The organism is Methylobacterium sp. J-118 (assembly GCF_057836565.1).
Map to the genome: position 1 here is coordinate 1,637,523 of NZ_JBYQFA010000001.1, position 21,981 is coordinate 1,659,503.

General features: G+C 72.2%; 23 protein-coding genes. 9 read left to right on the forward strand and 14 right to left on the reverse strand.

The annotated features are described in order from the left end of the window. Positions 1-3: 3 nt before the first annotated feature. Positions 4-1,332 (forward strand): DUF5666 domain-containing protein, encoded by a 1,329-nt coding sequence (locus AC3IF3_RS07900; RefSeq protein ID WP_489228127.1) that lies wholly within the window; start codon positions 4-6, stop codon positions 1,330-1,332. 209 nt (positions 1,333-1,541) lie between these two features. Here the strand turns inward: AC3IF3_RS07900 and AC3IF3_RS07905 are convergent, their stop codons facing one another. Genes AC3IF3_RS07905 through AC3IF3_RS07920 form a run of 4 tightly spaced genes read right to left on the reverse strand, consistent with a single transcriptional unit; the run spans position 1,542 to position 4,831 of the window. Further along, positions 1,542-2,705, reverse strand: coding sequence for an MFS transporter (locus tag AC3IF3_RS07905; RefSeq protein ID WP_489228128.1), 1,164 nt, complete (start codon positions 2,703-2,705; stop codon positions 1,542-1,544). 6 nt (positions 2,706-2,711) lie between these two features. After that, complete coding sequence (locus AC3IF3_RS07910) at positions 2,712-4,007, reverse strand: arsenic transporter (RefSeq protein ID WP_489228129.1); 1,296 nt, start codon at positions 4,005-4,007, stop codon at positions 2,712-2,714. 34 nt (positions 4,008-4,041) lie between these two features. Then, on the reverse strand, positions 4,042-4,479 hold the full coding sequence (arsC, locus tag AC3IF3_RS07915; RefSeq protein WP_489228131.1) for an arsenate reductase (glutaredoxin): 438 nt from the start codon (positions 4,477-4,479) through the stop codon (positions 4,042-4,044). Continuing rightward, positions 4,472-4,831, reverse strand: coding sequence for an ArsR/SmtB family transcription factor (locus AC3IF3_RS07920; protein ID WP_489228133.1), 360 nt, complete (start codon positions 4,829-4,831; stop codon positions 4,472-4,474). Before AC3IF3_RS07920 ends, arsC begins: the two co-directional genes overlap by 8 nt. Positions 4,832-4,881: 50 nt before the next feature. Between AC3IF3_RS07920 and arsH the strand changes: the two genes are divergently transcribed. Further along, positions 4,882-5,628: an arsenical resistance protein ArsH gene (gene arsH, locus AC3IF3_RS07925; RefSeq protein ID WP_489215046.1), complete on the forward strand. Its 747-nt coding sequence runs from the start codon at positions 4,882-4,884 to the stop codon at positions 5,626-5,628. A gap of 97 nt (positions 5,629-5,725) precedes the next feature. On the opposite strand, the gene ada is transcribed toward arsH, so the two are convergent. Both ada and AC3IF3_RS07935 read right to left on the reverse strand, forming a co-directional pair. After that, the gene (gene ada, locus AC3IF3_RS07930) at positions 5,726-6,835 is read right to left on the reverse strand and encodes a bifunctional DNA-binding transcriptional regulator/O6-methylguanine-DNA methyltransferase Ada (protein ID WP_489228134.1); all 1,110 of its coding nucleotides are present in this window, start codon (positions 6,833-6,835) and stop codon (positions 5,726-5,728) included. Between the two features lie 112 nt (positions 6,836-6,947). After that, positions 6,948-7,694, reverse strand: a complete 747-nt coding sequence (locus tag AC3IF3_RS07935) for a YebC/PmpR family DNA-binding transcriptional regulator (RefSeq protein ID WP_243964741.1) — start codon at positions 7,692-7,694, stop codon at positions 6,948-6,950. A 207-nt stretch (positions 7,695-7,901) separates the two neighbouring features. On the opposite strand from AC3IF3_RS07935, the gene AC3IF3_RS07940 reads away from it, so the two are divergent. Continuing rightward, the gene (locus AC3IF3_RS07940) at positions 7,902-8,945 is read left to right on the forward strand and encodes an SDR family oxidoreductase (protein ID WP_489215051.1); all 1,044 of its coding nucleotides are present in this window, start codon (positions 7,902-7,904) and stop codon (positions 8,943-8,945) included. Positions 8,946-9,048: 103 nt separating this feature from the next. Continuing rightward, positions 9,049-10,023, forward strand: a complete 975-nt coding sequence (locus tag AC3IF3_RS07945) for an MBL fold metallo-hydrolase (protein WP_489228136.1) — start codon at positions 9,049-9,051, stop codon at positions 10,021-10,023. Here AC3IF3_RS07945 and AC3IF3_RS07950 read toward each other — a convergent pair. The 4 genes from AC3IF3_RS07950 to AC3IF3_RS07965 are packed head-to-tail and all read right to left on the reverse strand — an operon-like array spanning position 9,984 to position 13,411. Beyond that, positions 9,984-10,772 (reverse strand): HAD-IA family hydrolase, encoded by a 789-nt coding sequence (locus tag AC3IF3_RS07950; protein ID WP_489228138.1) that lies wholly within the window; start codon positions 10,770-10,772, stop codon positions 9,984-9,986. The two genes, AC3IF3_RS07945 and AC3IF3_RS07950, sit on opposite strands and share 40 nt — an antisense overlap. Further along, positions 10,766-11,452 carry a ribulose-phosphate 3-epimerase gene (rpe, locus tag AC3IF3_RS07955; RefSeq protein ID WP_489215058.1) on the reverse strand — a complete coding sequence of 229 codons (687 nt, stop codon included), beginning with the start codon at positions 11,450-11,452 and terminating at the stop codon, positions 10,766-10,768. The genes AC3IF3_RS07950 and rpe overlap by 7 nt, the downstream gene beginning before the upstream one ends. Before the next feature lie 20 nt (positions 11,453-11,472). Next, positions 11,473-12,333: a phosphoribulokinase gene (locus tag AC3IF3_RS07960; RefSeq protein WP_243964734.1), complete on the reverse strand. Its 861-nt coding sequence runs from the start codon at positions 12,331-12,333 to the stop codon at positions 11,473-11,475. Between the two features lie 22 nt (positions 12,334-12,355). Beyond that, positions 12,356-13,411 carry a class 1 fructose-bisphosphatase gene (locus AC3IF3_RS07965; protein ID WP_489228139.1) on the reverse strand — a complete coding sequence of 352 codons (1,056 nt, stop codon included), beginning with the start codon at positions 13,409-13,411 and terminating at the stop codon, positions 12,356-12,358. 180 nt (positions 13,412-13,591) lie between these two features. Here AC3IF3_RS07965 and AC3IF3_RS07970 point away from each other — a divergent pair, with 180 nt between their 5' ends. Continuing rightward, positions 13,592-14,539 carry a LysR family transcriptional regulator gene (locus AC3IF3_RS07970; RefSeq protein ID WP_489228140.1) on the forward strand — a complete coding sequence of 316 codons (948 nt, stop codon included), beginning with the start codon at positions 13,592-13,594 and terminating at the stop codon, positions 14,537-14,539. Next, positions 14,536-15,777: an NAD(P)/FAD-dependent oxidoreductase gene (locus AC3IF3_RS07975; protein ID WP_489228141.1), complete on the forward strand. Its 1,242-nt coding sequence runs from the start codon at positions 14,536-14,538 to the stop codon at positions 15,775-15,777. The genes AC3IF3_RS07970 and AC3IF3_RS07975 overlap by 4 nt, the downstream gene beginning before the upstream one ends. 7 nt (positions 15,778-15,784) lie before the next feature. Here AC3IF3_RS07975 and AC3IF3_RS07980 read toward each other — a convergent pair whose 3' ends face one another. From AC3IF3_RS07980 to AC3IF3_RS07990, 3 genes are all read right to left on the reverse strand, one after another. Then, entirely contained in the window at positions 15,785-17,026 is a 1,242-nt protein-coding gene (locus AC3IF3_RS07980; RefSeq protein WP_489228143.1) for an MFS transporter, read from the reverse strand. Between the two features lie 83 nt (positions 17,027-17,109). Then, positions 17,110-18,024 (reverse strand): amino acid ABC transporter substrate-binding protein, encoded by a 915-nt coding sequence (locus AC3IF3_RS07985; protein WP_489228144.1) that lies wholly within the window; start codon positions 18,022-18,024, stop codon positions 17,110-17,112. Positions 18,025-18,198: 174 nt separating this feature from the next. Next, complete coding sequence (locus AC3IF3_RS07990; RefSeq protein WP_489228146.1) at positions 18,199-19,098, reverse strand: LysR family transcriptional regulator; 900 nt, start codon at positions 19,096-19,098, stop codon at positions 18,199-18,201. A gap of 98 nt (positions 19,099-19,196) precedes the next feature. Between AC3IF3_RS07990 and AC3IF3_RS07995 the strand changes: the two genes are divergently transcribed. Both AC3IF3_RS07995 and AC3IF3_RS08000 read left to right on the forward strand, forming a co-directional pair. Continuing rightward, entirely contained in the window at positions 19,197-19,823 is a 627-nt protein-coding gene (locus AC3IF3_RS07995; RefSeq protein WP_489215069.1) for a glutathione S-transferase family protein, read from the forward strand. An 8-nt stretch (positions 19,824-19,831) separates the two neighbouring features. Then, positions 19,832-20,749 (forward strand): pyridoxamine 5'-phosphate oxidase family protein, encoded by a 918-nt coding sequence (locus AC3IF3_RS08000; protein WP_489228147.1) that lies wholly within the window; start codon positions 19,832-19,834, stop codon positions 20,747-20,749. Positions 20,750-20,756: 7 nt separating this feature from the next. Here AC3IF3_RS08000 and AC3IF3_RS08005 read toward each other — a convergent pair whose 3' ends face one another. Further along, a complete protein-coding gene (locus AC3IF3_RS08005; protein WP_489228149.1) occupies positions 20,757-21,407 on the reverse strand; it encodes a glutathione S-transferase family protein in 651 nt (216 codons plus the stop codon). 185 nt (positions 21,408-21,592) lie between these two features. Here AC3IF3_RS08005 and AC3IF3_RS08010 point away from each other — a divergent pair, with 185 nt between their 5' ends. Next, complete coding sequence (locus tag AC3IF3_RS08010) at positions 21,593-21,973, forward strand: response regulator (protein WP_243965372.1); 381 nt, start codon at positions 21,593-21,595, stop codon at positions 21,971-21,973. Positions 21,974-21,981: the final 8 nt, after the last annotated feature.

Consider the following 21,981-nt stretch of genomic DNA (forward strand, 5'->3'; position numbering starts at 1 on the left):
CCGGTGCGATCCCCGCCAAACCGCCGGTTCGTCCTGCGCCTCCTCGCGGGGGCAGCGATGCTGCGGCCGGGTTCCCTCCGCCCGCAGGAGGCGCCGCGCGATCAGGGCATCGGCGGCACCGGCATGATGCGGACCGATGCGCCGCGCAACGATCCCCTCGGCGAGGGCGACCGCGGCATCGGCGGCACCGGCGTGATCGGCACGATCCGCCGGTTCGGCTCGATCATCGTCAACGACCTGCGCATCGCCTATCCGCCGGAGGTGGCGGTGCGCATCGACGGCGCGGCCGCGCAGGCGACCGACCTAAAGATCGGGCACGTCGTCCACGTGATCGCCCGGCCGGAGGGCGGCGGCCTCGCCACGCGCCGGATCGACGTGACCAGTGAGGTGGTCGGGCCGGTAGATTCGGTCGCGCCGGGCCGGATGATCGTGCTCGGGCAGCGGGTCTCGACCGCGGGCCTGTCCGGCGATTGGACACCGGGGACGCGGGTCGCCGTCAGTGGCCTGCGCCGGCCGGACGGGGTGATCGTGGCGAGCCTCGTCGAGCCGCGCGCGGCCGGACCGGACCGCGTCGCCGGGCCCGTCCGGCGCGGGGAGAACGGCGCCCTGATGATCGGCGGCCTGCGCCTGACGGGGGCCGACGCCCTGCCGCCGGGCCGGCGCGCCCTGGTGACCGGGACGGGGGCCGACGGCACCCTCACCGCGACCAACGCCGCGGAACTCGGCCTGCCGTTCCCGCCGGGGCTGAAGCAGGTCTCCATCGAGGCCTATATCGGCCGCGCGGGCACCGGCCTGGATATCGGCTCCGGCTACCGGGCCACGGGCCGGCCGGGCCCGAAGGTTCCGCGGCAGGGGAGCGTCCGGGCCGTGCTGACCGCCGCCATCGCGCCGGACGGCAACCTGACGGTGGACCGGCTGCGGATCGAGGAGCGCATCGCCCCCGAGCCGCCGCAGCCGGACGCCCCGCGCTTCGAGCGGGAACGCGACCGCCTGAACCTGCGCAACCTGCCCGACGAGCTGCCGGGACGCTTCGGCGCCGAGCCCGGCGGGCGGGCGGACGGCCTCGGCGGGATGGGCGAACCGCGCGGGCCCGGCATCGACACCCGCTCGGGATCCGGCCCGATCCCCGGCGCCGTGGGACAAGGCGGGTTCGGAGCCCCGCGAAGCGGCTTCGGCGGAGCACCGCCCGGCACCTTCCCGGTCGGCCCCGGCGCTCCCCCGGCCGGCCCCGGCGGCTTCGGCGGGCCACCCGGTGGGCCGGGCGGCGGCGGTCCGGGCGGGTTCGGCGGGTTCGGCGGCGGACCCGCAGGGCCGCCGGGGGGCCGGCGCTAGAGGCGCGTGCCGCAAGGCGGCCACCGGCGTTTGGGACGAGACGATGCGGGATCGGAGATCACCCGCATCGCTCCGGTTCCCGGCCCGGGACGCGGCGCCGGGATCGGCGTGGCCCGGCATAGGTCTGGTGTGGCGGGGGGCGGGCGTTCGGTGAACAGGGGCGGAGGGTCCGGATCAGGGGCGGGAGCGGACGATGCATTGCGATCGCGCTACCGCGTCCGCCAGAGCGCTCCGACGAGGCCGAGGTTGGCGAGGCTCAGGGCGAGCAGGAGCCCCCACAGGGCATCCGGGCCGGCCTGGGTCAGCACGAACGCGCCGGCCGGTGGGGCAAGCGCCTGCGCGACCAGCCCCGGCCGGGCCAGGCGGCCGACCATCAAGGGGTAGCGGACGGAGCCGAACAGGGCCAAGGGCACCGTGCCCCGCGCAATCGAATAGATCCCGTTGCCGCCGCCGTAGAGCACCAGCCAGACCCCAACGCCGGGCGGGCCGTAGGCGAGCAGCGCGAGGCCGAGGGCGACCAGCCCCAGGGCAGCGGTCAGGGTCCAGAGCGGATGATGCCGGCCCTGGAACGACATCTCCACGATGCGGGCGCCGACCTGCGCCGGGCCGATCAAGGCCCCGTAGGAGATGGCCGCGGCCAGGGCCACGCCCCGCGCCTGCAAGAGCGTCAAGAGATGGACCGACACCAGCGACAGGATCGCGCCGCCGAGGATCAGCACCCCGGCGAACAGCAGGAACGCCCGGCGCTCCTGAACCGACAGCGGACCGGTGTTCGCCCTGTGGCGCTCCGCCGCCGCCGGCAGCGCCGGGGGGTTCGGGATCAGCAGCAGCACCAGCGGCAGGGTTACCCCGAGGTGCAGGCCGGCATAGGCCAGGCAGGCGCCGCGCCAGCCGATATGGGCGACCAGGAACGCCGACAGCGGCCAGCACACGGTGCTCGCGAACCCGCCCCACAGGGTCAGGGTGGTGATCGCCGGCCGCGCCTCCGCGCCGTAGAGCCGGCCGAGGGTGGCGAACGCCGGGTCGTACAATCCGCACCCCATGCCGAGGCCGAGCAGCAGCCAGCCGGCGAGGTAGACCGGCAAGACCGGCGCGAGCGCCAGCGTGGTCAGACCGGCCGCCAGCAGCAGCGCCGCCAGTGCCAGGACCGGGCGGCCGCCGTCGCGGTGGATCGCCGCCCCGACATGCGGCGAGGCGACGGCGGCGACCAGCAGACCGACGGACAGGCCGCCGACCACCCAGGACAACGGCCAGCCGGCGCTTTCGGCAACCGGACCGGCGAGCACCGCCGGCAGGTAGAACGAGGACCCCCAGGCGAGGATTTCGACCACGCCGAGGGCGGAGATCACCGGCCAGCGCCGGGCCTCGGACACGGACGGCTACCGGGCGCCGAGCAGCGGCAGCCATGCCGCCAGCGCCAGCAGCGTGACCAGCAGCACGGGCGGGGTGATGACCAGGCCGACCCTCATGTACTGGCCCCAGGTGATCCTCTGGCCCTTGCCGGCGAGGACGTGCAGCCAGAGCAGCGTGGCGAGGCTGCCGATCGGCGTGAACTTCGGCCCGAGGTCGCAGCCGATCACGTTGGCATAGATCATCAGTTCGCGGATCAGCGGCGGCAGGTCCGGGGCCTGCTGGATCGCGAGAGCCCCGGTCAGCACGCTCGGCATGTTGTTCATCACCGACGACAGGAGCGCGGCGGCAAAGCCGGTGCCGATGGTGGCGACCCACGGGCCATGCCCGGCCAGCCAGACCAGCCCCTTCGCCAGCTCGTCGGTCAGGCCGGCGTTTCGGAGGCCGTAGACCACGAGGTACATGCCGAGGCTGAACAGCACGATCTGCCAGGGGGCGCCGGTCAGGACCTTGCGGATCGGGATGATTCCGCCCCGGTTGGCGAGCAGCAGGAGCACCGCCGCGCCGGCACAGGTGACGGCCGATACCGGCACGCCGAAGGGCGCGGTGACGAAGTAGGCGAGCAGGAGCACGCCGAGCAACGGGAACGCCGCCCGGAACACCAGCGGATCGCGGATCGCGCCAGCCGGACGCGCCAGCGCGTCCATCGGGTAGGCCGCCGGCACGTCGCGCCGGAAGTAGGTCCACAGAACCACAAGCGTCGCCGCCAAGGACACCAGGTTCACCGGCACCATCACGGCGGCGTACCGGCCGAAGGTCACGTCGAAGACGTTGGCGGAGACGATGTTGACCAGGTTGGAGATCACCAGCGGCAGCGAGGTGCTGTCCGCCACGAACCCGCAGGCGACGATGAACGCCAGCGCGGCCTCCGGCTTGAAGTCGAGCCGGAGCAGGATCGCCAGCACGATCGGGGTCAGCAGCAGGGCGGCGCCGTCATTGGCGAATATGGCCGCGATGGCCGCACCCAGGAGCACGACCAGCGGAAACAGCCGCCGGCCTTGCCCACCCCCCCAGCGGACGATGTGCAGGGCCGCCCAGTGAAAGAACCCGGCCTCGTCGAGCAACAGGGAGATGAGGATGAGCGCCACGAAGGTGAAGGTGGCGTCCCAGACGATATGCCAGACCACCGGGATGTCGCCCGGATGGATCACGCCCGTGGCGAGGGCGATACCCGCGCCGGCCAGGGCGCTCCACCCGATCCCGAGGCCCGCGGGCTGCCAGATGACCAACACGAGGGTGGCAAGGAAAAGGGCGAGCGCGAGCATCCGGGCGTTTTCGTTTCATGGGTTGGTGCGGGGCTCAGGCGGTGGCGACGCGGCGGCCGTGCTCGTCAACGACCTGCTCGCCGTCTTCCTTGACGAACGCGCCCTGCTGCACCGGCAGGAGATCGAGCACGGCTTCCGACGGTCGGCACAGGCGGACCCCCTTGGGCGTGACGACCAACGGGCGGTTGAGGAGGATCGGGTGCGCCTCGATGGCGACCAGGAGCTGCGCATCCGTCAGCGCCGGATCGCCGAGGTTCAGCGCCGCGAACGGCGCGCCTTTCTCCCGCACGACGTCCCGCACCGACAGGCCGGCGCGGGCGAGGAGCTGCATCAGCAGCGCCCGAGCGGGCGGGGTTTTGAGGTACTCGATCACGTGCGGCTCGACGCCGGCATTGCGGATCATCGCCAGGGTGTTGCGGGACGTGCCGCAGTCCGGGTTGTGGTAGATCACGATGTCGAACGGCTCAGGCACGGGCGGTTTCTCCGGTGGCGGGGCAACAGGTCGCCAGCACGGCCATCGCCGGGGTGCAGACCTCCGGGTGGCCCTGGCAGCAGTCGCGCATCAGGAAGGCGATCAGGTCGGACAGAGCCGGGTAGGCGGCGCTGTAGATGATCGAGCGGCCCTCGCGCCGGGAGGCGACAAGGCCCGCGTGGCTCAGTTCCTTTAGGTGATGGGACACGGCGGCGGCGGAGATGCCCATCGCCTCGGCCAGCACGCCCGAGGCCAAGCCGTCCGGGCCGGCGGTGACGAGCGCCCGCACCAAGCGGAGACGGTGTTCCTGTGCGAGGGCCGCGAACGCGGCGAGGGCTTGCGGTTCGTCCATTTTCGTTACAATCTTCAAACTATCGTTTGAAGATACGAGAAAGCCGATCCTTGGACAAGCCCGCACAGCCCTTCACCGATGGCCTGCCGAACCTGAGCGCGGCGCACTTCGTGGTGCCGACCCGCGAGAGCGTGCAGGCCGCGGCGCCGTTCACGCACGCACCCCGGTTCCTGATCCTCTACGGCTCCCTGCGCGAGCGCTCGTTCAGCCGCTTCCTCGCCTACGAGGCCGCCCGGCTCCTGGAGGCGATGGGCGGCGCGGTGCGGATCTACGACGCCCACGGCCTGCCCCTGCCCGACGACACGACCGCCGATCACCCGAAGGTGCAGGAACTGCGCAACCTCTCGATCTGGTCCGAGGGCCAAGTGTGGGTTTCACCGGAGCGGCACGGCACCCTCACCGGCGTGATGAAAAGCCAGATCGACTGGCTGCCGCTCTCCGAGGGCAGCGTGCGGCCGACCCAAGGGCGCACCCTCGCCGTGATGCAGGTGTCCGGCGGCTCGCAGAGCTTCAACGCCGTGAACGCCCTGCGCATCCTCGGCCGCTGGATGCGGATGATCACCATCCCGAACCAGTCGTCGGTGCCGATGGCCTACGACGCCTTCGACGAAGCCGGCCGGATGAAGCCGGGGCCGCTCTACGAGCGCGTCGTGGACGTATGCGAGGAACTGATGAAGTTCACGCTGCTGACCCGCGAGCGTGCCGACGACCTGGTTGACCGCTACAGCGAGCGGAAGGAGCGTGAGCCCGAGCGGTTGGCAGGCGTGGCGGCCGACCTGGGCTTTGCGAAGCGCTAGGTCGTCCGCTTCCAACCGCATTCGGACGTTCCCATCGAAAGGGCGGAGGATCCGCGTCACCCTCCAGATCCCCGCCGTCCCCACGCCGAGACCGGCGTCAGCCACCGGCCTCCCGCGCAAGCAGGTCCCGCTTGCGCGCCACGCCCCAGCGATAGCCCGAGAGGGCCCCGTCCGAGCGCACCACCCGGTGGCAGGGGATCGCCACCGCGATCGGGTTCGCCCCGCAGGCGCCGGCGACCGCCCGGGTCGCGGCGGGCAGGCCGATGGCGCGGGCGATCTCCGCGTAGGTCGCGGTCGAGCCGACGGGGATCCGCCGCAGGGCCTCCCAGACCCGCTGCTGGAAGGCGGTGCCGCGGATATCGAGGGGCAGGTCGAGGCCGCGGCCCGGCGCCTCCACGAGGCCGATGACCCGGGCCATCCAGTCCTCGAAGGCCGGATCGCCGCCGACGATCTCCGCCCCCGGGAACCGATCCTGGAGATCATGCAGGAGTGGCTCGGGGGTGTCCCCGAGCAGGATCGCGCAGACGCCCGCATCGGTCGCCGCCACCAGGATCGCCCCCAGGGAGCAGGCACCGATACCGAACCGGATGCGCAGGCCGGCGGCGCCCTTCCGATAGGCCGCGGGCGGCATGCCCAGACGCGGCGCGCCCTCCGCGTAGAAGCGGCTCGCCGCGCCGTAGCCGGCTTCGTACAAAGCCTCCGTGACCGAGCCCGCCCCGGGCAGCCGGGCGGCCAGGCCGGCGGCGCGCCGGGCGGCCGCGTAGGCCTTCGGCGTCACGCCGGTGGCGGCTTTGAACACCCGGTGGAAGTGATACGGGCTCAGGCCCGCGGCCCGGGCGAGTTCGGCGAGCGACGGCATCGTCTCGGCCGATTCGATCAGCCGGCAGGCGCGGGCCACGGCCTCGGCCCGGCGGGCGGCGAGGCCCGGCTCGTCCGGGCGGCAGCGCCGGCACGGCCGGAAGCCCGCTTCCTCGGCCTCGGCGCAGGTCCGGTGGAACGAGACGTTCTCGGGCCGGGCCGCCCGGGCGGCGCAGCTCGGCCGGCAATACACCCCGGTGGTGCGGACCGCGTACACGAAGCTGCCATCCGCCCGGGCGTCGCGGGCGGCAAGGGCCGCCCAACGCTGGGCGTCGCCGGGGTCCGTCCGCGGGGCGACGCTCAGCGCGGGGTCACGATGCGGCCCGGCGGGCGCCGTGGGAAGGGGCATGAGAGGACCTGTCGATCGGGCGATAGCGCGCGTTCCACCCTGCCCGCCCGCCGCCGTTCCGGCATCCCGCTCCTTGCTGCCGAATTCGGCCGGACCGGCGGCCGCGATCGGGTCAGGCCTCGAGCTTGGCCACCAGCGCGTCCGACAGGGCGAAGTTCACGTAGACGTTCTGGACGTCGTCCTGATCCTCGATCACCTCCACGAGGCGGATCAGCTTCTCGCCGGTCTCGTCGTCGACGTCGATGGTGTTCTGCGCCTTCCAGATCAGGCCGGTCCGGCGCGGCTCGCCGAACCGGGCCTCGAGCGCCTTGGCGACCTCGCCGTAGGAATCCTGGGCGCAGACGACCTCGTGGCCGTCCTCGCCGGAGCTCACGTCGTCGGCCCCGGCCTCGATGGCGGCCTCCAGCATCGTGTCGGCATCGGCCACGCCGGCCGGGTAGGCGATGACGCCGACGCGGTCGAACATGAAGGCGACGGCGCCGGTCTCGGCCAGGCTCCCGCCGGACTTGGTGAAGGCCGAGCGCACGTCGGACGCGGTGCGGTTGCGGTTGTCGGTCTGCGCCTCGACGATGAGGGCGGCGCCGCCGGGCCCGTAGCCCTCGTAGCGGATGTCCTCGTAGTTCTCGCCGTCGGCCCCGGCGGCCTTCTTGATGGCGCGCTCGATATTGTCCTTGGGCATGTTCTCGGCGCGGGCCGCGATGATCGCCGCGCGCAGGCGCGGGTTCATGGCCGGGTCGGGCGTGCCGAGCTTGGCCGCCACGGTGATCTCGCGGGCGAGCTTGCCGAACACCTTCGAGCGGACCGCGTCCACCCGGCCCTTCCGGTGCATGATGTTCTTGAACTGCGAATGGCCTGCCATGGCGTGTGAGACTTTGTTCGTTGGCGCGGGCGGGCGTTCAGGACCCCGCCGTCGCGGCTGTGAGGTCGCCGCGTTATAGGCCGCCCCGTTTCGACGAAGCAACGCGGGCGGCCATCGGCGGAGCGCCTGCCCCGGCGCAAGGGCGTGGAGGCGGAAAGATTTCCGCGGACGGGCGTTGGCGCAGGCAATCCCCGACCTGGAATCCCGATGGCGCACCGGAACAGCACAAGACCGACCGTGATGGTGACGGGCGCGAGCGCCGGCGTCGGCCGGGCGGTGGCGCATGAATTCGCCCGGCACGGCTGGAATGTCGGGCTCATCGCCCGGGGCGAGGCCGGACTCCGGGGCACGATCCGGGACGTGGAGCGGGCCGGCGGCCAAGCGCTGGCCTTCGCGGCCGACGTGGCCGATGCCGACGCCGTCGCACAGGCCGCCGACGAATTGGCCGAGACGTTCGGGCGCATCGACGTCTGGGTCAACAACGCGATGGTGACGGTCTACGCACCGGTGCAGGAGACGAGCCCGGAGGAATTCCGCAGGGCCACGGAGGTCACCTATCTCGGGCAGGTGCACGGCACCCTGGCGGCGCTCCGGCACATGGTGCCGCGCGACCGGGGCACGATCGTGCATATCGGCTCGGCGCTCGCCTACCGCTCGATCCCGCTCCAGGCGAGCTACTGCGCCGCCAAGGCCGCCGTGCGCGGCTTCGTCGACGCGCTCCGCAGCGAGCTGCTTCACGACGGCAGCCGGGTGCGTCTGACGATGGTGCAGCTGCCGGCGGTGAACACGCCGCAATTCGACTGGGCGCGTTCCCGGCTCCCCCGCAAGCTCGAACCGGTGCCGCCGATCTACCAGCCCGAGGCGATCGCCCGCCACGTGTTCCGGGCGGCCCACGACGCGCCGCGGGAATTGTGGATCGGCGCCTCGGCCTGGAAGGCGATCGTCGGAAACATGCTGATCCCGGGCTGGATCGACGGATACCTCGCCCGGCACGGCTATCGCGGGGAGATGACCAGCGTGCAGGCCCAGAAGAACCGCCCCGACAATCTCTACGATCCGGTCGACACCGATCCCGGGGCGCATGGCCGCTTCGACGCGCGCTCGACCGCCCACGTCGCGGCGGCCGATCCGCGCTGGCTGAAGCTCGGGATCGCGGCGGCGCTGGGTGTCGTCGCCGGCACGATGCTGTTCGCCACCGAGGCGCAGGGGCGTAGCGAAGGGCGCGCGATGCGTCGATCGGGCGGACGGTGATCAGCCCGCCCCGTGGGACTTCCGCGCGGCATCGGAAGTCCGATAGGCTTGCCGAATGCGGCGTGTTTCACCCCCTACAGTCCGGCGCTTCCGGGAGGATCTGATGCCAGCATCGACCCGTCGTGACCTTGTGCGGGGTGTGCTCGCCGGGGGTGCGGTCCTCGGTCTTGGCGGTCGCGCCGGCGCCGCGGCCGCCCTCGGCGGGAAGCAGGCACCGGGCTTCTACCGGACCCGTCTCGGCACCTGCGAGATCACGATCCTCAACGACGGTACCCGAAGCTTCCCGATGCCGGATCGCTTCGTGCGCAATATCCCCCGGGACGAGGCACTCGGGGCCGCCCAGGCGGCTTACATGCCGCCGGGCCAAGTGACGGTGCCGTTCAACCCGACGCTGATCAATACCGGCTCGAAGCTGATCCTGATCGATACCGGCAACGGTCAGGTTCAGGGCGCACCGGTCGGTCGCCTCACGGCGAACCTCGCGGCGGCCGGGATCGAGCCCGAGGACATCGACCTCGTGCTGCTCTCGCATCTCCATCCCGATCACACCAACGGACTGAAGACAGCGGACGGGGCGCTCACCTTCCCGAAGGCCGAGATCCGGGCCGCCGCGCCCGACTGGTCGTTCTGGATGAGCGACGCCACCATGGCCCAGGCCGCCGATCCGGTGACACAGGCCTACTTCGCCAATACCCGCAGGGTGCTCGGCGACCTGAGAGACCGGATCGGCACCTTCGCGTGGGGCGAGGAGGTGGCGCCCGGGATCACGGCGCTGGCCGCCCCCGGGCACACGCCGGGCCACACCGCCTTCGCGGTCGCGTCCGGATCGGACCGCCTGCTGGTCCAGTCCGACGTGACCAACATCCCGGCTTTCTTCTTGCAGCACCCGGACTGGCACGTGATGTACGATTACGATGCCGATCAGGCGCAGGCGACGCGCCATCGCTTCTACGACATGGCCGCGGCCGAGAAGGCCCTCGTGGTGGGCTACCACTTCCCCTTCCCGTCGCTCGGTCATGTCGAGCGCGACGGGCCGGGCTACCGGCTGGTGCCCATCGCCTGGAGCGCGGCGCTCTGATCCCGCAGGGCTTCGTGCCACTGGATCAGGCCGGCGAGGTCGACCACGCCACCCGGCCATTCCACGCCGGCGAGGTGCCGGTGCGGGTGCCCCGGCTCCCCGAGATCCGAGACCGCCGAGAAGGCGCCGTCGAGCCGGTGGCTGTCGGTGTAGCGGCTCCGGGTCGCCAGGACGGGCAGGCCGGCGGCGCGGGCCGATGCGATGCCGGCCGCGGAATCCTCGAAGGCCACGGCCTCCGTGGCCGCGACATCGAGGCCGGCGAGCGCCAGGAGGAAGATGTCGGGGGCGGGCTTCTTCCGCTCCGCCGCGTCGCCGGCCGCGATCACGTCGAAGGGTGCGGCGCCGGGCGGGAAGTTCACGCTCAGCAACCGATCGACGTTCGGCCGGCTGGTGGTTGTGGCCACGCCGAGCCGAATCCCCGCCGCCCGGGCCTCGGCGACGAGCCGGGCAACGCCGGGGCGCAGCGGCAGCCGGCTCTCCACCACGAGGTCGCCATACGCGACGGTCTTGCGGGCGTGGATCTCCGGCGCCAGCGCCTGCAGCGCGGCGAGCTCCGCCGGGCGCCGCGTCGCGATGTAATGGGCGAGGCGCTCCTTGCCGCCCATGACGGTGAGCAGCTCGGCGTAGAGCGCCGCATCCCAGTGCCAGGCCAGGCCGAGTTCCCCGAAGGCGCGGTTGAACGCCTGCCGGTGCAGGTCCTCGGTCTCGGCCAGCGTGCCGTCGACGTCGAAGATCAGCGCCCTCAGCACGACAGATCGCGGCCGGAGGCGCCCTCCGCGCCGGCCCGGATCGCCGCGATGCGCTCCGCGTAGGCGTCCGGGCCGCCGCTGAACACGGCGTTGCCGGCGACGAACGTGTCGGCGCCCGCCCGGCTCGCGGCCCGGACGGTCTCGGGGTCGATGCCGCCATCGACCTGGATGCGGATGTCGCGCCCCGCCACCATCGCCCGCACCCGGGCCACGGAGTCCATGCTGCTCTTCAGGAAGCTCTGGCCGCCGAAGCCGGGGTTGACGGTCATCACCAGCACGAGGTCCACGAGGTCGAGCACCGGCTCGACCATCGCGGCCGGGGTCCCGGGATTGATCGCCACGCCGGCGCGCTTGCCGAGATCGCGGATGGTCTGGAGCGAGCGGTGGATATGCGGCCCGGCCTCGGCATGGACCGTGATGCCGTCGGCGCCGGCCTGCGCGAAGGCCGCGAGATACGGGTCGGCCGGGGCGATCATCAGGTGCACGTCGAAGAACTTTTCCGTGTGCGGGCGCAGCGCCTTCACCACCGGGGGCCCGAAGGTGATGTTGGGCACGAAGTGCCCGTCCATCACGTCGAGGTGGATCCAGTCGGCCCCGGCCGCGTCCACGGCGCGGGTCTCCTCGGCGAGCTTCGAGAAATCCGCCGAGAGGATCGAGGGGGCGATAACGGGTGTGAGCATGGGCAACTCTCGGGATCGGCTCAGGCCAGACGTCTGCGGCGTTCGACCAGCTGCATGATCATCGGCGTCAGGATCAGCTGCATGGCGAGATCCAGCTTGCCGCCCGGGATCACGATGGAATTGGCCCGGCTCATGAAGCTGTCGTGGATCATGGAGACGAGATACGAGAAGTCGATCCCCTTCGGATCCTTGAAACGGATCACCACCATCGACTCGTCGGCGGTGGGGATCCAGCGGGCGATGAACGGGTTCGAGGTGTCGACCGTCGGCACCCGCTGGAAGTTGATGTCGGTGAACGAGAATTGCGGGCAGATGGTCTGCACGTAATCGGGCATCCGCCGCAGGATCACGTCGGTGACCGCCTCGGTGGAATAGCCGCGGAACGAGCGGTCCCGGTGCAGCTTCTGGATCCACTCCAGGTTGATCACCGGCACAACGCCGATCTTCAGATCGGCGTAGCGGGCGATGTCGACATCCGGGTCGGCGACGCAGCCGTGCAAGCCCTCGTAGAACAGCAGGTCGGAATCCGGCGGGAACGCCTCCCAATCCGAAAAACTGCCCTCGGGGATGCCGTAGGCCTCGGCGTCGTGCGGATCGTGGGCGTAGTGGCGGGTCCGGCCGGTCCCGGACTCGGCGTAGCTGCGGAACACCGCTTCCAGCTCCGGCAGCAGGTTCGCCCGGGGCGCGAAGTGGGACAGGGTCGGCTCGCGCGCCATCATGGCCCGCATCGTGTCGCGGTCGAAGGCGTGGAAGCCGTCGCCCTCGATGAACACCGCCCGCACGTCCTCCCGGCGAAAGATCTGCTCGAAGGTGTTGCGCACCGACGTGGTGCCGGCCCCGGAGGAGCCGGTCACCGAGATGATGGGGTGCCGCGCCGACATGGTGTTGGACTTCGCGTTGCGTCTACGACCGCATCAATCCGCGCTGGCCGAACAGCGGCGAGCGGCCGGCATCGGGCTTGCCGCCGGCGTAATAGGCGGCCACGCAGGTGACTTCCTCGGGGGTGCCGCAGACCAGCGGCGCGCGGTCGTGGATGCCGGTGGCCACGAGATCAAGGATGCGGGTCTGCCCGTCGGTCGCGGCGCCGCCGGCCTGCTCGACCAGCATCGCCACGGGAGCGACCTCGTAGAGCAGCCGCAGGCGGCCGCGGGCGTAGTTCTTCCTTGCGTCGCCCGGATACAGGAACACGCCGCCCCGGGTCAGCACGCGCTGGATGTCGGCCACCAGGGAGGCGAGCCAGCGCATGTTGTAGTCCTTGTCGCGCGGGCCCTCGGTGCCGCGCTGGCAATCCTCGATATAAGCCTTCACCGGGGCGTCCCAGTGCCGGGCATTCGAGGCGTTGATGGCGAATTCCTTCGTGGAGGCCGGGACCGCCATGGCCGGGTTGGTCAGGCGGAACCGGCCCTCGGCGCGGTCGAGGACGTAGGATTGGGTGCCGTCGCCCAGGGTCAGGATCAGCGCGGTGGCCGGGCCGTAGGTCACGAAGCCGGCCGCGATCTGCGCCGTGCCGGGCGTCGTGAACGAGGCGAGCGGGTTGGCCGGGTCCTTGATCGACGGGCGGATGCCGAAGATCATCCCCACCGCCATGTTGACGCCGATGTTGGACGAGCCGTCGAGCGGGTCGATGGCCACGGCCAGCGGCGCGTCCGGGTTCAGCCGCATCACCGCCTCGGCCTCCTCGGAGGCGACCTCGGCGACCGGGGCGCCCCGCAGGGCCGCCGTCACGCTTTCGTGGGCGATGACGTCGAGCGCCTTCTGGACGTCGCCGTCGCTGTTGTGATCGCCCGCCGCCGCGAGGTCGCCGCCGAGCGCCCCGCGCCCGATCCGCTCGCTGATCTCCACCGCCGAACGCGCCACCGCGGCGATCACCGCGGCGGCATCCTTCAGCGCCGGGTCGGCCTCCACGGCCTGCGCCAGGCAGGCATCGAGGGGCGTTCCGATCGCCGCTGAGATTGCCATCGGCCTATCCTTCCTGGTCGGATCCCGCCTGCCGGGATCGCGCGTCCGCGCGGGTTCTGTAGCGGCCGCACCGCCGTCACGATAGCGGTCCCGGGCGCCGGATCGAAGGGACCGCCGGCCCGGCGTTCAAGATTTCTGCGCGATCTTGTGTCAAAGCACAAAAAATACGAGACCTCCGCCATGCGCAACCTCTCCCTCAAGCAGCTCCAGGCGGTGGCGGCGGTGGCCCGGCTCGGCACCATGACCCGGGCGGCGCAGGAACTGAACGTCACCTCGGCCGCCCTCTACGCGCGCATCCGCCAGCTCGAGGAAGAGGCCGGGCTCCTGCTGTTCGACCGGACCCCCGGCGGCCTCAAGCCGACCGATGCCGGCCGCGAGATGCTCTGGGCCATCGACAGCATCAACACGGTTCTGGAGACCTGCACGGACCGGCTGCGGACCCTGCGCGGCGCCGAGGGCGGGCGCGTGGCGCTCGGCGTCGTCTCCACCGCCAAGTACTTCGCGCCCCAGGTGATCGCCGGCTTCGTGAAGAAGCATCCCGGCGTCGAGATCAGCCTGTCGGTGCGCAACCGCGGCCAGACCGTGGAGGCCCTGCGCGGCTACGAGATCGACTTCGCCCTGATGGGCCGCCCGCCCCGGGACTTCCCGATCGAGGCCGCCACCTTCGGCCCGCACCCGATCGTGCTGATCGCCGCCCCCGACCATCCGCTCGCCGGGCGGAGCGGCCTCGACCGGGAGGATCTCGCCGACCAGCCGTTCTTCCTGCGCGAGGAGGGATCCGGCACCCGCATGGTGTTCGAGGAGTTCATGAGCGGCGTGCTGGTCAAGCGGGCGCCCCTGGAGATCGACACCGGCTCGAACGAGACCATCAAGCAGGCGGTGATGGCCGGACTGGGCATCGCCCTGCTGTCGGTGCACTCGGTGGCGGCCGAGCTGGACAGCGGGCGCCTCGTCCTCCTCCACGTGAACGGCCTGCCGATCCGCCGCGACTGGTACGCGGTCCGCCGGGCCGACAAGGTCCTGGGGCCGGCGGCCTCCGCGGTCTGGTCCTACCTGATGTCCGACGGCGCGCGCAGCCTGCCCGGCGTCGCGCAGAGCGGCCTGGCCCTGGCGGGGGCCAAGGCGTGAGCGCGGCCGGAATCGTCGTCGCGGGGGCGGGCCAGGCCGGCTTCCAGCTCGCCGCCTCCCTGCGGGAGGGCGGGTTCCGGGAGCCGATCACCCTGGTGGGCGACGAGACCGCCCTCCCCTACCAGCGGCCGCCCCTGTCCAAGGCCTACCTCGCCGGCAAGACCGACCAGGCGGGCCTGTTCCTGCGCCAGCCCGGCTTCTTCGCCGAGCACGCCATCGCCCACCGGCCGGGAATCCGCGCCGTCGCGATCGACCGGGCGGAGCGCCGCCTGCGCCTGTCGGACGGGGACAGCCTCGCCTACGACCATCTCGTGCTCGCCACAGGCGCGCGCAACCGGCCCCTGCCGGTCCCCGGGGCGGAACTCGCCGGCGTGCACCAGCTGCGCGGCCTCGCGGATGCCGATTCCCTCAAGGCAGAGATCGAAGCGGCCCGGGCGATCGTCGTGGTCGGCGCCGGGTTCATCGGGCTGGAATTCGCCGCCGTCGCGGCCGCGCGCGATCTCCCGGTGACGGTGATCGAGGCGGCGGGGCGGCCCATGGCCCGGGCGGTCTCGCCGGAGATGGGAGCTTTCTTCCGCGCCGCCCACGAGGCGATGGGCGTGCGCTTCGCCTTCGGGGCCGGCGTCACCGCGATCCTCGGGCGCGCCGGCCGCGTTGCCGGAATCGGCCTGGCGGACGGCCGTGAACTTCCCGCCGACCTCGTCCTGATCGGCATCGGCGTGCTGGCGAACCGCGAACTCGCCGCGGAGGCGGGTCTGCCGGCCGAGGACGGCGTCCAGGTCGATGCCTTCCTGGCGACGCCCGATCCCGCCATCTCGGCGATCGGCGATTGCGCCCGCTTCCCCAGCCCCTTCGCCCGCGGCCTCACGCCGGACGGCACGGTGCGGATCGAATCCGTCCAGAACGCCATCGACCAGGGCCGCTGCCTCGCGGCCCGGCTCACCGGAAAGCCCGCGGCCTACGGGGCGCTGCCCTGGTTCTGGAGCGACCAGGGCCCGCACAAGCTGCAGATCGCCGGCCTGTCGGGGCCCTCCGACGCCAGCGTGATCCGCGGCTCCGGACCCGCCTTCTCGGTGTTCCGCTTCCGCGACGGGGCCTTGAGCGCGGTGGAATCGGTCGACCGGGCGGGCGACCACATGATCGCCCGGCGCCTCCTCGCCGCCGGCACGCCGCTGACCCCGGATCAGGCGGAAGATCCGGCCTTCGACCTCAAGGCCCTGGCGTTGCAGCGGCCCTGAAGCCGGGTCATCCCGGGAACGCCACCGGCACCGGCTTCTGCCGCAGGGCGAGGGCCGTGCCGATCCCCAGCGCCAGGATGGTCACCGCACATCCGAAGAGCGCCCCGAACTGGCCGAGCCGGATCAGCGCCTCCCCCAGCACCGCGACGCCGAGCGCCTGCCCGCAGAAGAACGAGAAGGCGTGGAGCGCCACCGCGGAGGCGCGCGCCCCGGGCGCGACCTCGGTGACCTGGGTCTGGTAGGTGTTGTGCAGCATGTAGAAGCCGAGGCCCATGGCGGTGAGCGCGGCGCAATCGACCTGCCACGTGCCGGCGAGCCCGACCACGGTGAGCGAGGCGCCGCAGATCAGGCCGCCACCGACGAGCATCCGCGGCAGGCCGAGGAGCCGCACCAGCAGCCCGACCAGCGCCGAGTAGAGCAGGCCGCCGACCGCGAACCCCGCCAGCACGAGGCCGGCCTCGCGCGGTCCACCCTCGCCCCGGGCCTCGATCAGCGGGGCGAGGTGGGGGAACACGCCGAAGATCGCGATGGCCTCGATGAACACCGCCGAGAACAGCACCCGCGCCCGGGGATTGCCCAGGATCGTCCGGTAGCGCCGCACCGCCTCGCCGAAGGCCGGGCGGCGGGCGGGGGCCCGGCCGGCGCGGTCGAAGCCGAACACGGTCGCCGCGCAGGCGCAGGCCGCCACGGCGGCGGTGACCGCGAAGACGCCGCGCCAGCCGATCGCGGCCTCGATCAGGCCCGCGAAGGTCGAGCCGGAGAGCTGGCCGAGGATCACCGCCACTAGGAAGCGCCCGATCGCCACCTGCCGGCTCGCCATCGGCACGCGGTCGCCGAGCAGCGCCAGGGACAGCGGGATGCAGCCGCCGGCCGCCGCGCCGGCCAGCATCCGCAGGCCGAACAGGCTGCCGATATCGGGGGCGACGCTGCACAGGGTGAGGGCGACGGCGAGCACCGCCAGACAGGTGCTCATCACCCGCTCCTTGCCGAGCGCGTCGCCGATCGGCCCGAGCACCGGCTGGATGAACGCGTAGGGCAGCGCGAACGCGGTGGAGAGGAGCGCCACCGTGTGGGCGTTGCTGGCGAGGTCCCGGGCGAGCACGCCGACGAGGGGCTCCACCGAACGGAGCGCGAAGGTGCTGCCGAACCCCGCGCAGGCCAGCACGACGATCAGGCGCGGAATCGACGTGGCCGGCGGTGCGGGGAGCGCCGCGGCTGGTGCGCGAGCCGGCTCTGTGCTGTCGGGCATGGGGAACGCTTCGCGACGCGGGCCAAATCAGACCCGCGGCATCGCATCTCCCCGGCCGGAGCGGAACCCCGCCGCGCGACAGATCAGTGCGCGTAGAAGGCCGGATCCGGATTGTCGGTCGGATGGGCGAACGCCCAGCGCAGGGCCGAGGAGAGCGGCACGTTGTAGGTCAGGCCGCGCGGCGGCACCGGCTTCAGGAACCAGCGGTCGTAGATCGTGAGGATCTCGGGGCTGCGGTAGAGGTCGGCGGTCGCCCGGTCCACCACCGCCTTGAAGGCCGGATCGTCCCTGCGCAGCATGATCCCGTAGGGTTCCGGGTTGGACAGGGTCTCGTCGCTGACCACGTAGGCGGACGGGTCCTTGGACTGGGCCGCGATGACGCTGAGCTGCACGTCGTCCATGACGAAGGCCGCCGCCCGGCCGGTCTCGACCATCAGGAAGGCCTCCGGAACGTCCTTCGCGGCGATCACCGTGATGCCGAGCCTGCGCTCGTTGTTGGCCTTGATCAGCATCAGGATGTTGGTCGAACCGGCCACCGACGCGACCGTCTTGCCGCGCAGGTCATCCAGGCCGGCGATGTGCTGGTCCTTCTTGGAGACGAAGCGGGTGGCGGTCAGGAAGTGGGTGTTGGTGAAGTCCACCTGCTTCTTGCGCTCGGCGTTGTTGGTGGTGGTCCCGCATTCGAGGTCGATCGTGCCGTTGGTTATCAGCGGGATGCGGGACGAGGAATTGACGAATTCCATCGCGACCTCGAGGCCCGGCATCTTCAGCTCGCGCTTCACCACTTCGGCGATCTTGAGGCAGATGTCGACGGCGAAGCCGACCACCTTCTGGTTCTGATCCAGGTAGCTGAACGGCGTCGCGGTATCGCGGACGCCGAGCACCAGCCGGTTGCTGTCCTTGATCTTCTTGAGGGTGCCGGTCAGCGCGTCGGCCCGGGCCGGTGGGGCCAGGGGAAGCGCGACGAGGAGGGCGAGGAGCGGGGTGAGCAAACGCATGGGCGGGCTGGGTCCGTTCGTCGCGCGGCTGGGTCGCCGTCCGGACTGGCCGGCGGAGCCCGGATGCGCGCCGGTTCAGGCTCCGCGAAGCCCACCAGCAAGAGTCCGGCCGCGATGACACCGGGGACTGTAACGACGATCTGTTTTGGTCAGTATGCGCGGCGCGCCCGGGGGTTATTCCTCGCCCTCGTTCGGTCGAAGGACTCGCAGAGCCCGCAACGCGTCGGTGGCGAAATCCAGGATGGCGTTCACCCGCGCCGGCCGGAAGTCCTGGCTCGGCGTCACGAGCTGGACCGGCAGCGGCGGCGGCTCGTAGGCCGCGAGCAGACGCACGAGCCGCCCCGCCGCGATGTCCTCGGCGGCCTGATAGGACAGGACCCGCGCGATGCCGCGGCCGGCCCGGGCGGCGATCAGGGCGGCCTCGACCTCGTTGACGATCAGGCGCGGGGCGAGGCGCACCCGGTTCGCCCCGAAGCGCCATTCCCGCTGGCCCGCGCGCACGAATCCCTGGATGGTGTCGTGGTCGCCGAGATCCGCGGGCCCGCGCGGCGTGCCCCGGGCGGCGAGGTAGCCCGGGCTCGCCACCACGATCTGGCGCACCAGTCCGACCCGGCGCGCGACGAGGCGCGATTCCGCGAGCTGGCCGATCCGCACGGCGACGTCGATCCCCTCCTCCACGAGGTCGAGATTGCGGTCGGCGAGCAGCAGTTCGACCTGCGTCTCCGGATAGGCGTCCAGGAACCCCGACACCAGGGGCGCCACGTGTATGCGCCCGAACAGCACCGGTGCCGTGAGCCGCACGAGGCCGCGGACGGCATCGGGGGACGCCCCCGACACGGCCGCCGCGTAGCCCGCAAGGACCAGGCGGGCGCGCTCGGCGAGTTCGAGGCCGGCCGGCGTCGGCGCGAGGCGCCGGGTCGTCCGCTCGACCAGGCGCGTGCCGGCCCGCGCCTCGAGGCTGGCGAGGGCGCGGGTCGCCGCGGCGGCGGAGCGGCGCTGACGGCGCGCCGCGCCGGCGAGGCTCCCGGCATCGATGATCGCCACGAAGAGGGAGAGGTCGTCCAGCCGATCCATCGATTGCTGCGAAAACTGAAAGTCTGACTGTCAGAGTCTCGGGATTTCCGGCGCGGGGCGCAAGGGCCACTCTCCGGTCGTTGGCGGAGACCGTCCCGATGTCCGATCCCGATCTCACCCTTTACGGCCTGCGCCTGTCGGGCCATTCGCACCGCGCCGAACTGTTCCTGTCCCTGCTGGGGCTTCCCTATCGCTTCGTCGCGGTGGCGAGCCCCGAGCAGCGCGGAGCCGCGGCGTTCCGGCGCCTCAACCCCCTGGGCCAGATCCCGGTCCTGACCGACGGCCCGGCGGTGATCCCCGACAGCAACGCCATCTTGATCTACCTGGCCGCGCGCTACGCGCCGGACAGCGGCTGGATGCCCCGGGATCCGCTCGGCGCCGCCCAGGTCCAGCGCTGGCTCTCCATCGCGGCGGGCGAGGTGCGGGCGGGGCCGGCCCAGGCCCGGCTCATGGTCGTGTTCGGCGCCCCGGGCGAGCGCGCCACCGTGCACGCCGCCGCGGCCCGGATCCTCGGCTTTATGGAGGATCACCTGACCGATCGCGCCTACCTGGCAGCCGACCGGCCGACGCTCGCCGACATCGCCTGCTATTCCTACGTGGCCCACGCGCCCGAGGGCGGCGTCTCGCTCGCGCCCTACCCGGCCGTGCGCGCCTGGATCGGTCGGATGGAAGCCCTGCCGGGCTTCGTCCCGATGCCGGCCTCCCCGATCCCCGAACCCGCGTGAGCCGCGCCATGGCCAGCTTCCACGCCGACGAGCGGCTCGCCCAGGAGCGCGCCGGCCACGTCCTGGGCGAGACCCCGGCGATCCGGCCGTTCATGCCCGAGCAGCACCGCGCGTTCTTCTCCGGCCTGCCATACCTGTTCGTCGGCACCGTGGACGGTGCCGGCGCGCCCGTCGCCACCGTGCTGACGGGGCCGCCCGGCTTCGTGCAGGCCCCCGACGCGACGCATCTCGCCATCGCGGCGGCCCTCGATCCGGCCGATCCGGCGGCCCGGTCCCTCGTGCCCGGCGCCGAGGTCGGGATCCTGGGCATCGACTTCGCGACGCGCCGACGCAACCGGGCCAACGGCCGCGCGGTCCGCCGCGATCCGAACATGCTGACTGTCGCCGTCGCCCAGAGCTTCGGCAACTGCCCGCAATACATCCAGCGGCGGGTGGCCGAGCTGATCCGGCGCCCGGTGGGGCCGGTCGAGATCCTCACCGCCCTCGACGCGGAGGCCGCGGCGCTGATCCGGGGCACGGACACGCTGTTCGTGGCGAGCCGCGCCCGGGACGGCCTCGCGGATGGGGGCGCCGACCTCTCGCACCGGGGCGGCCGGCCGGGCTTCGTGCGGCTCCGGGGCGACGTGCTGACGGTGCCGGACTTCTCCGGCAACCGCTACTTCAACACCCTGGGCAACCTGATCGGCGAACCGCGGGCGGCGCTGCTGATCCTCGATTTCGCCCGCGGCGACCTCCTGGTCCTGCAGGGCCGGACCGCGATCGACTGGAGCGGCGCGGAAGCCGCCGCTCCGGCGGGGGCGCAGCGCGCGTGGTCGTTCACCGTCACGGGCGGATGGCGGCGCCGGGCGGCGGTCCCCCTGCAATGGAGCGCCCCCGAGCCGGCGCCGCAGATCGCGCGCACCGGCTTCTGGCCGGAGCCGGCGTGAGCGGCGCTCAGGCCTGGGCCGGCGCGGCCGCCTCGTGTTCGGCCGCGAGCTGCGCGTCGGCGGCCAGGACCGTCTGGAAGGCCGGGCGGCCGCGGACGCGCTCGACATAGGCCGTCAGCACGGGATCGGGTGCGACCAGGCCGAAGCCCATCGTCCAGCCGAGCGCGCTGCCCCACAGGATGTCGGCGGCGCTGAAGCGCGCGCCGAGGAGGTACGGGCCGGGGGTCAGCGCCTCGGTCACCCGGGCGATCACGCTCGCGTAGTCCCCATAGGCCGACATGGCCCGCGGGCCGGGCTCCCGATTCAGGTGGCGGTCGATCAGCGCGGGCTCGAAGCAGGAGCCGTAGAACACCATCCAGCGCAGGTAGGTGGCCCGGGCGGGGTCGGTGGCGGCCGGGGCGAGGCCGGCCTCCGGGACCAGATCGGCGAGGTAGAGGTAGATGGCCGCCTGCTCGGTCACCAGGGCCTCGCCGCGGCGGACCGCCGGCACCTTCGCCATCGGGTTGATGGCGCGGTAGGCATCCCCGAGATGCTCGCCGGCGCGCATGTTGAGGGCGTGCAACCGGTACGGGACGCCCAGTTCCTCGAGCAGCACGCGCACCCCCGACGAGCGGGTGTTGGGCGCATGATAGAACTCGATATCGGGCTTCTCCGCCATGGGTTCCTCCCTGGGATTTGTCGATTCGCACGGTAGCACGCTCAAGCCGCGGGTGGGCCGGGTCAACCGAAGCGCGAAGCCCACTTCTCCTGGGACCGGAATCGCGGCAGGAGCGTTGGGCGATTGTGCAATGCCGCGCGTTACGATGTCGGCCGGCACGCCGCGAGCCTGGGGTTCGAGTTCTGATGGCGAAGATACTGCTGGTTGAAGACCATGAAGAGATCTGGGACTTCCTGTCCCGGCGCCTCAAGCGGCGCGGCTACGAGGTGATCCTGGCCCATGACGGCGAGGCCGGCGTCCGCCAGGCGCGCTCGGGCCAGCCCGACGTCATCCTCCTCGACATGAACCTTCCGGTCCTCGACGGCTGGTCGGTCGCGCGCACGCTCAAATCGGGGGCCGACACGCGGGCGATCCCGATCATCGCGCTGACCGCCCACGCCATGTCGGGCGACCGCGACAAGGCGATTCAGGCCGGCTGCGACGATTATCATCCCAAGCCCGTCGATTTCTCGAAGCTGCTCAGCCAGATCAGCGCCGCCCTGGGCGAGACCGCGGCGGCGAGCTGAGGCGGATC

Coding starts and splice junctions, on each gene's coding strand:
- AC3IF3_RS07910 (WP_489228129.1), bottom strand. CDS start 4,007: ATGCTCGCGCTCGCCCTTTTCCTTGCCACCCTCGTGTTGGTCATCTGG.
- AC3IF3_RS07945 (WP_489228136.1), top strand. CDS start 9,049: ATGCCAGCATCGACCCGTCGTGACCTTGTGCGGGGTGTGCTCGCCGGG.
- AC3IF3_RS07980 (WP_489228143.1), bottom strand. CDS start 17,026: ATGCCCGACAGCACAGAGCCGGCTCGCGCACCAGCCGCGGCGCTCCCC.
- ada (WP_489228134.1), bottom strand. CDS start 6,835: ATGCCCCTTCCCACGGCGCCCGCCGGGCCGCATCGTGACCCCGCGCTG.
- rpe (WP_489215058.1), bottom strand. CDS start 11,452: ATGCTCACACCCGTTATCGCCCCCTCGATCCTCTCGGCGGATTTCTCG.
- AC3IF3_RS08010 (WP_243965372.1), top strand. CDS start 21,593: ATGGCGAAGATACTGCTGGTTGAAGACCATGAAGAGATCTGGGACTTC.
- AC3IF3_RS07935 (WP_243964741.1), bottom strand. CDS start 7,694: ATGGCAGGCCATTCGCAGTTCAAGAACATCATGCACCGGAAGGGCCGG.
- AC3IF3_RS08005 (WP_489228149.1), bottom strand. CDS start 21,407: ATGGCGGAGAAGCCCGATATCGAGTTCTATCATGCGCCCAACACCCGC.
- AC3IF3_RS07990 (WP_489228146.1), bottom strand. CDS start 19,098: ATGGATCGGCTGGACGACCTCTCCCTCTTCGTGGCGATCATCGATGCC.
- AC3IF3_RS07995 (WP_489215069.1), top strand. CDS start 19,197: ATGTCCGATCCCGATCTCACCCTTTACGGCCTGCGCCTGTCGGGCCAT.
- AC3IF3_RS08000 (WP_489228147.1), top strand. CDS start 19,832: ATGGCCAGCTTCCACGCCGACGAGCGGCTCGCCCAGGAGCGCGCCGGC.
- AC3IF3_RS07940 (WP_489215051.1), top strand. CDS start 7,902: ATGGCGCACCGGAACAGCACAAGACCGACCGTGATGGTGACGGGCGCG.
- AC3IF3_RS07970 (WP_489228140.1), top strand. CDS start 13,592: ATGCGCAACCTCTCCCTCAAGCAGCTCCAGGCGGTGGCGGCGGTGGCC.
- AC3IF3_RS07920 (WP_489228133.1), bottom strand. CDS start 4,831: ATGGACGAACCGCAAGCCCTCGCCGCGTTCGCGGCCCTCGCACAGGAA.
- AC3IF3_RS07965 (WP_489228139.1), bottom strand. CDS start 13,411: ATGGCAATCTCAGCGGCGATCGGAACGCCCCTCGATGCCTGCCTGGCG.
- AC3IF3_RS07960 (WP_243964734.1), bottom strand. CDS start 12,333: ATGTCGGCGCGGCACCCCATCATCTCGGTGACCGGCTCCTCCGGGGCC.
- AC3IF3_RS07985 (WP_489228144.1), bottom strand. CDS start 18,024: ATGCGTTTGCTCACCCCGCTCCTCGCCCTCCTCGTCGCGCTTCCCCTG.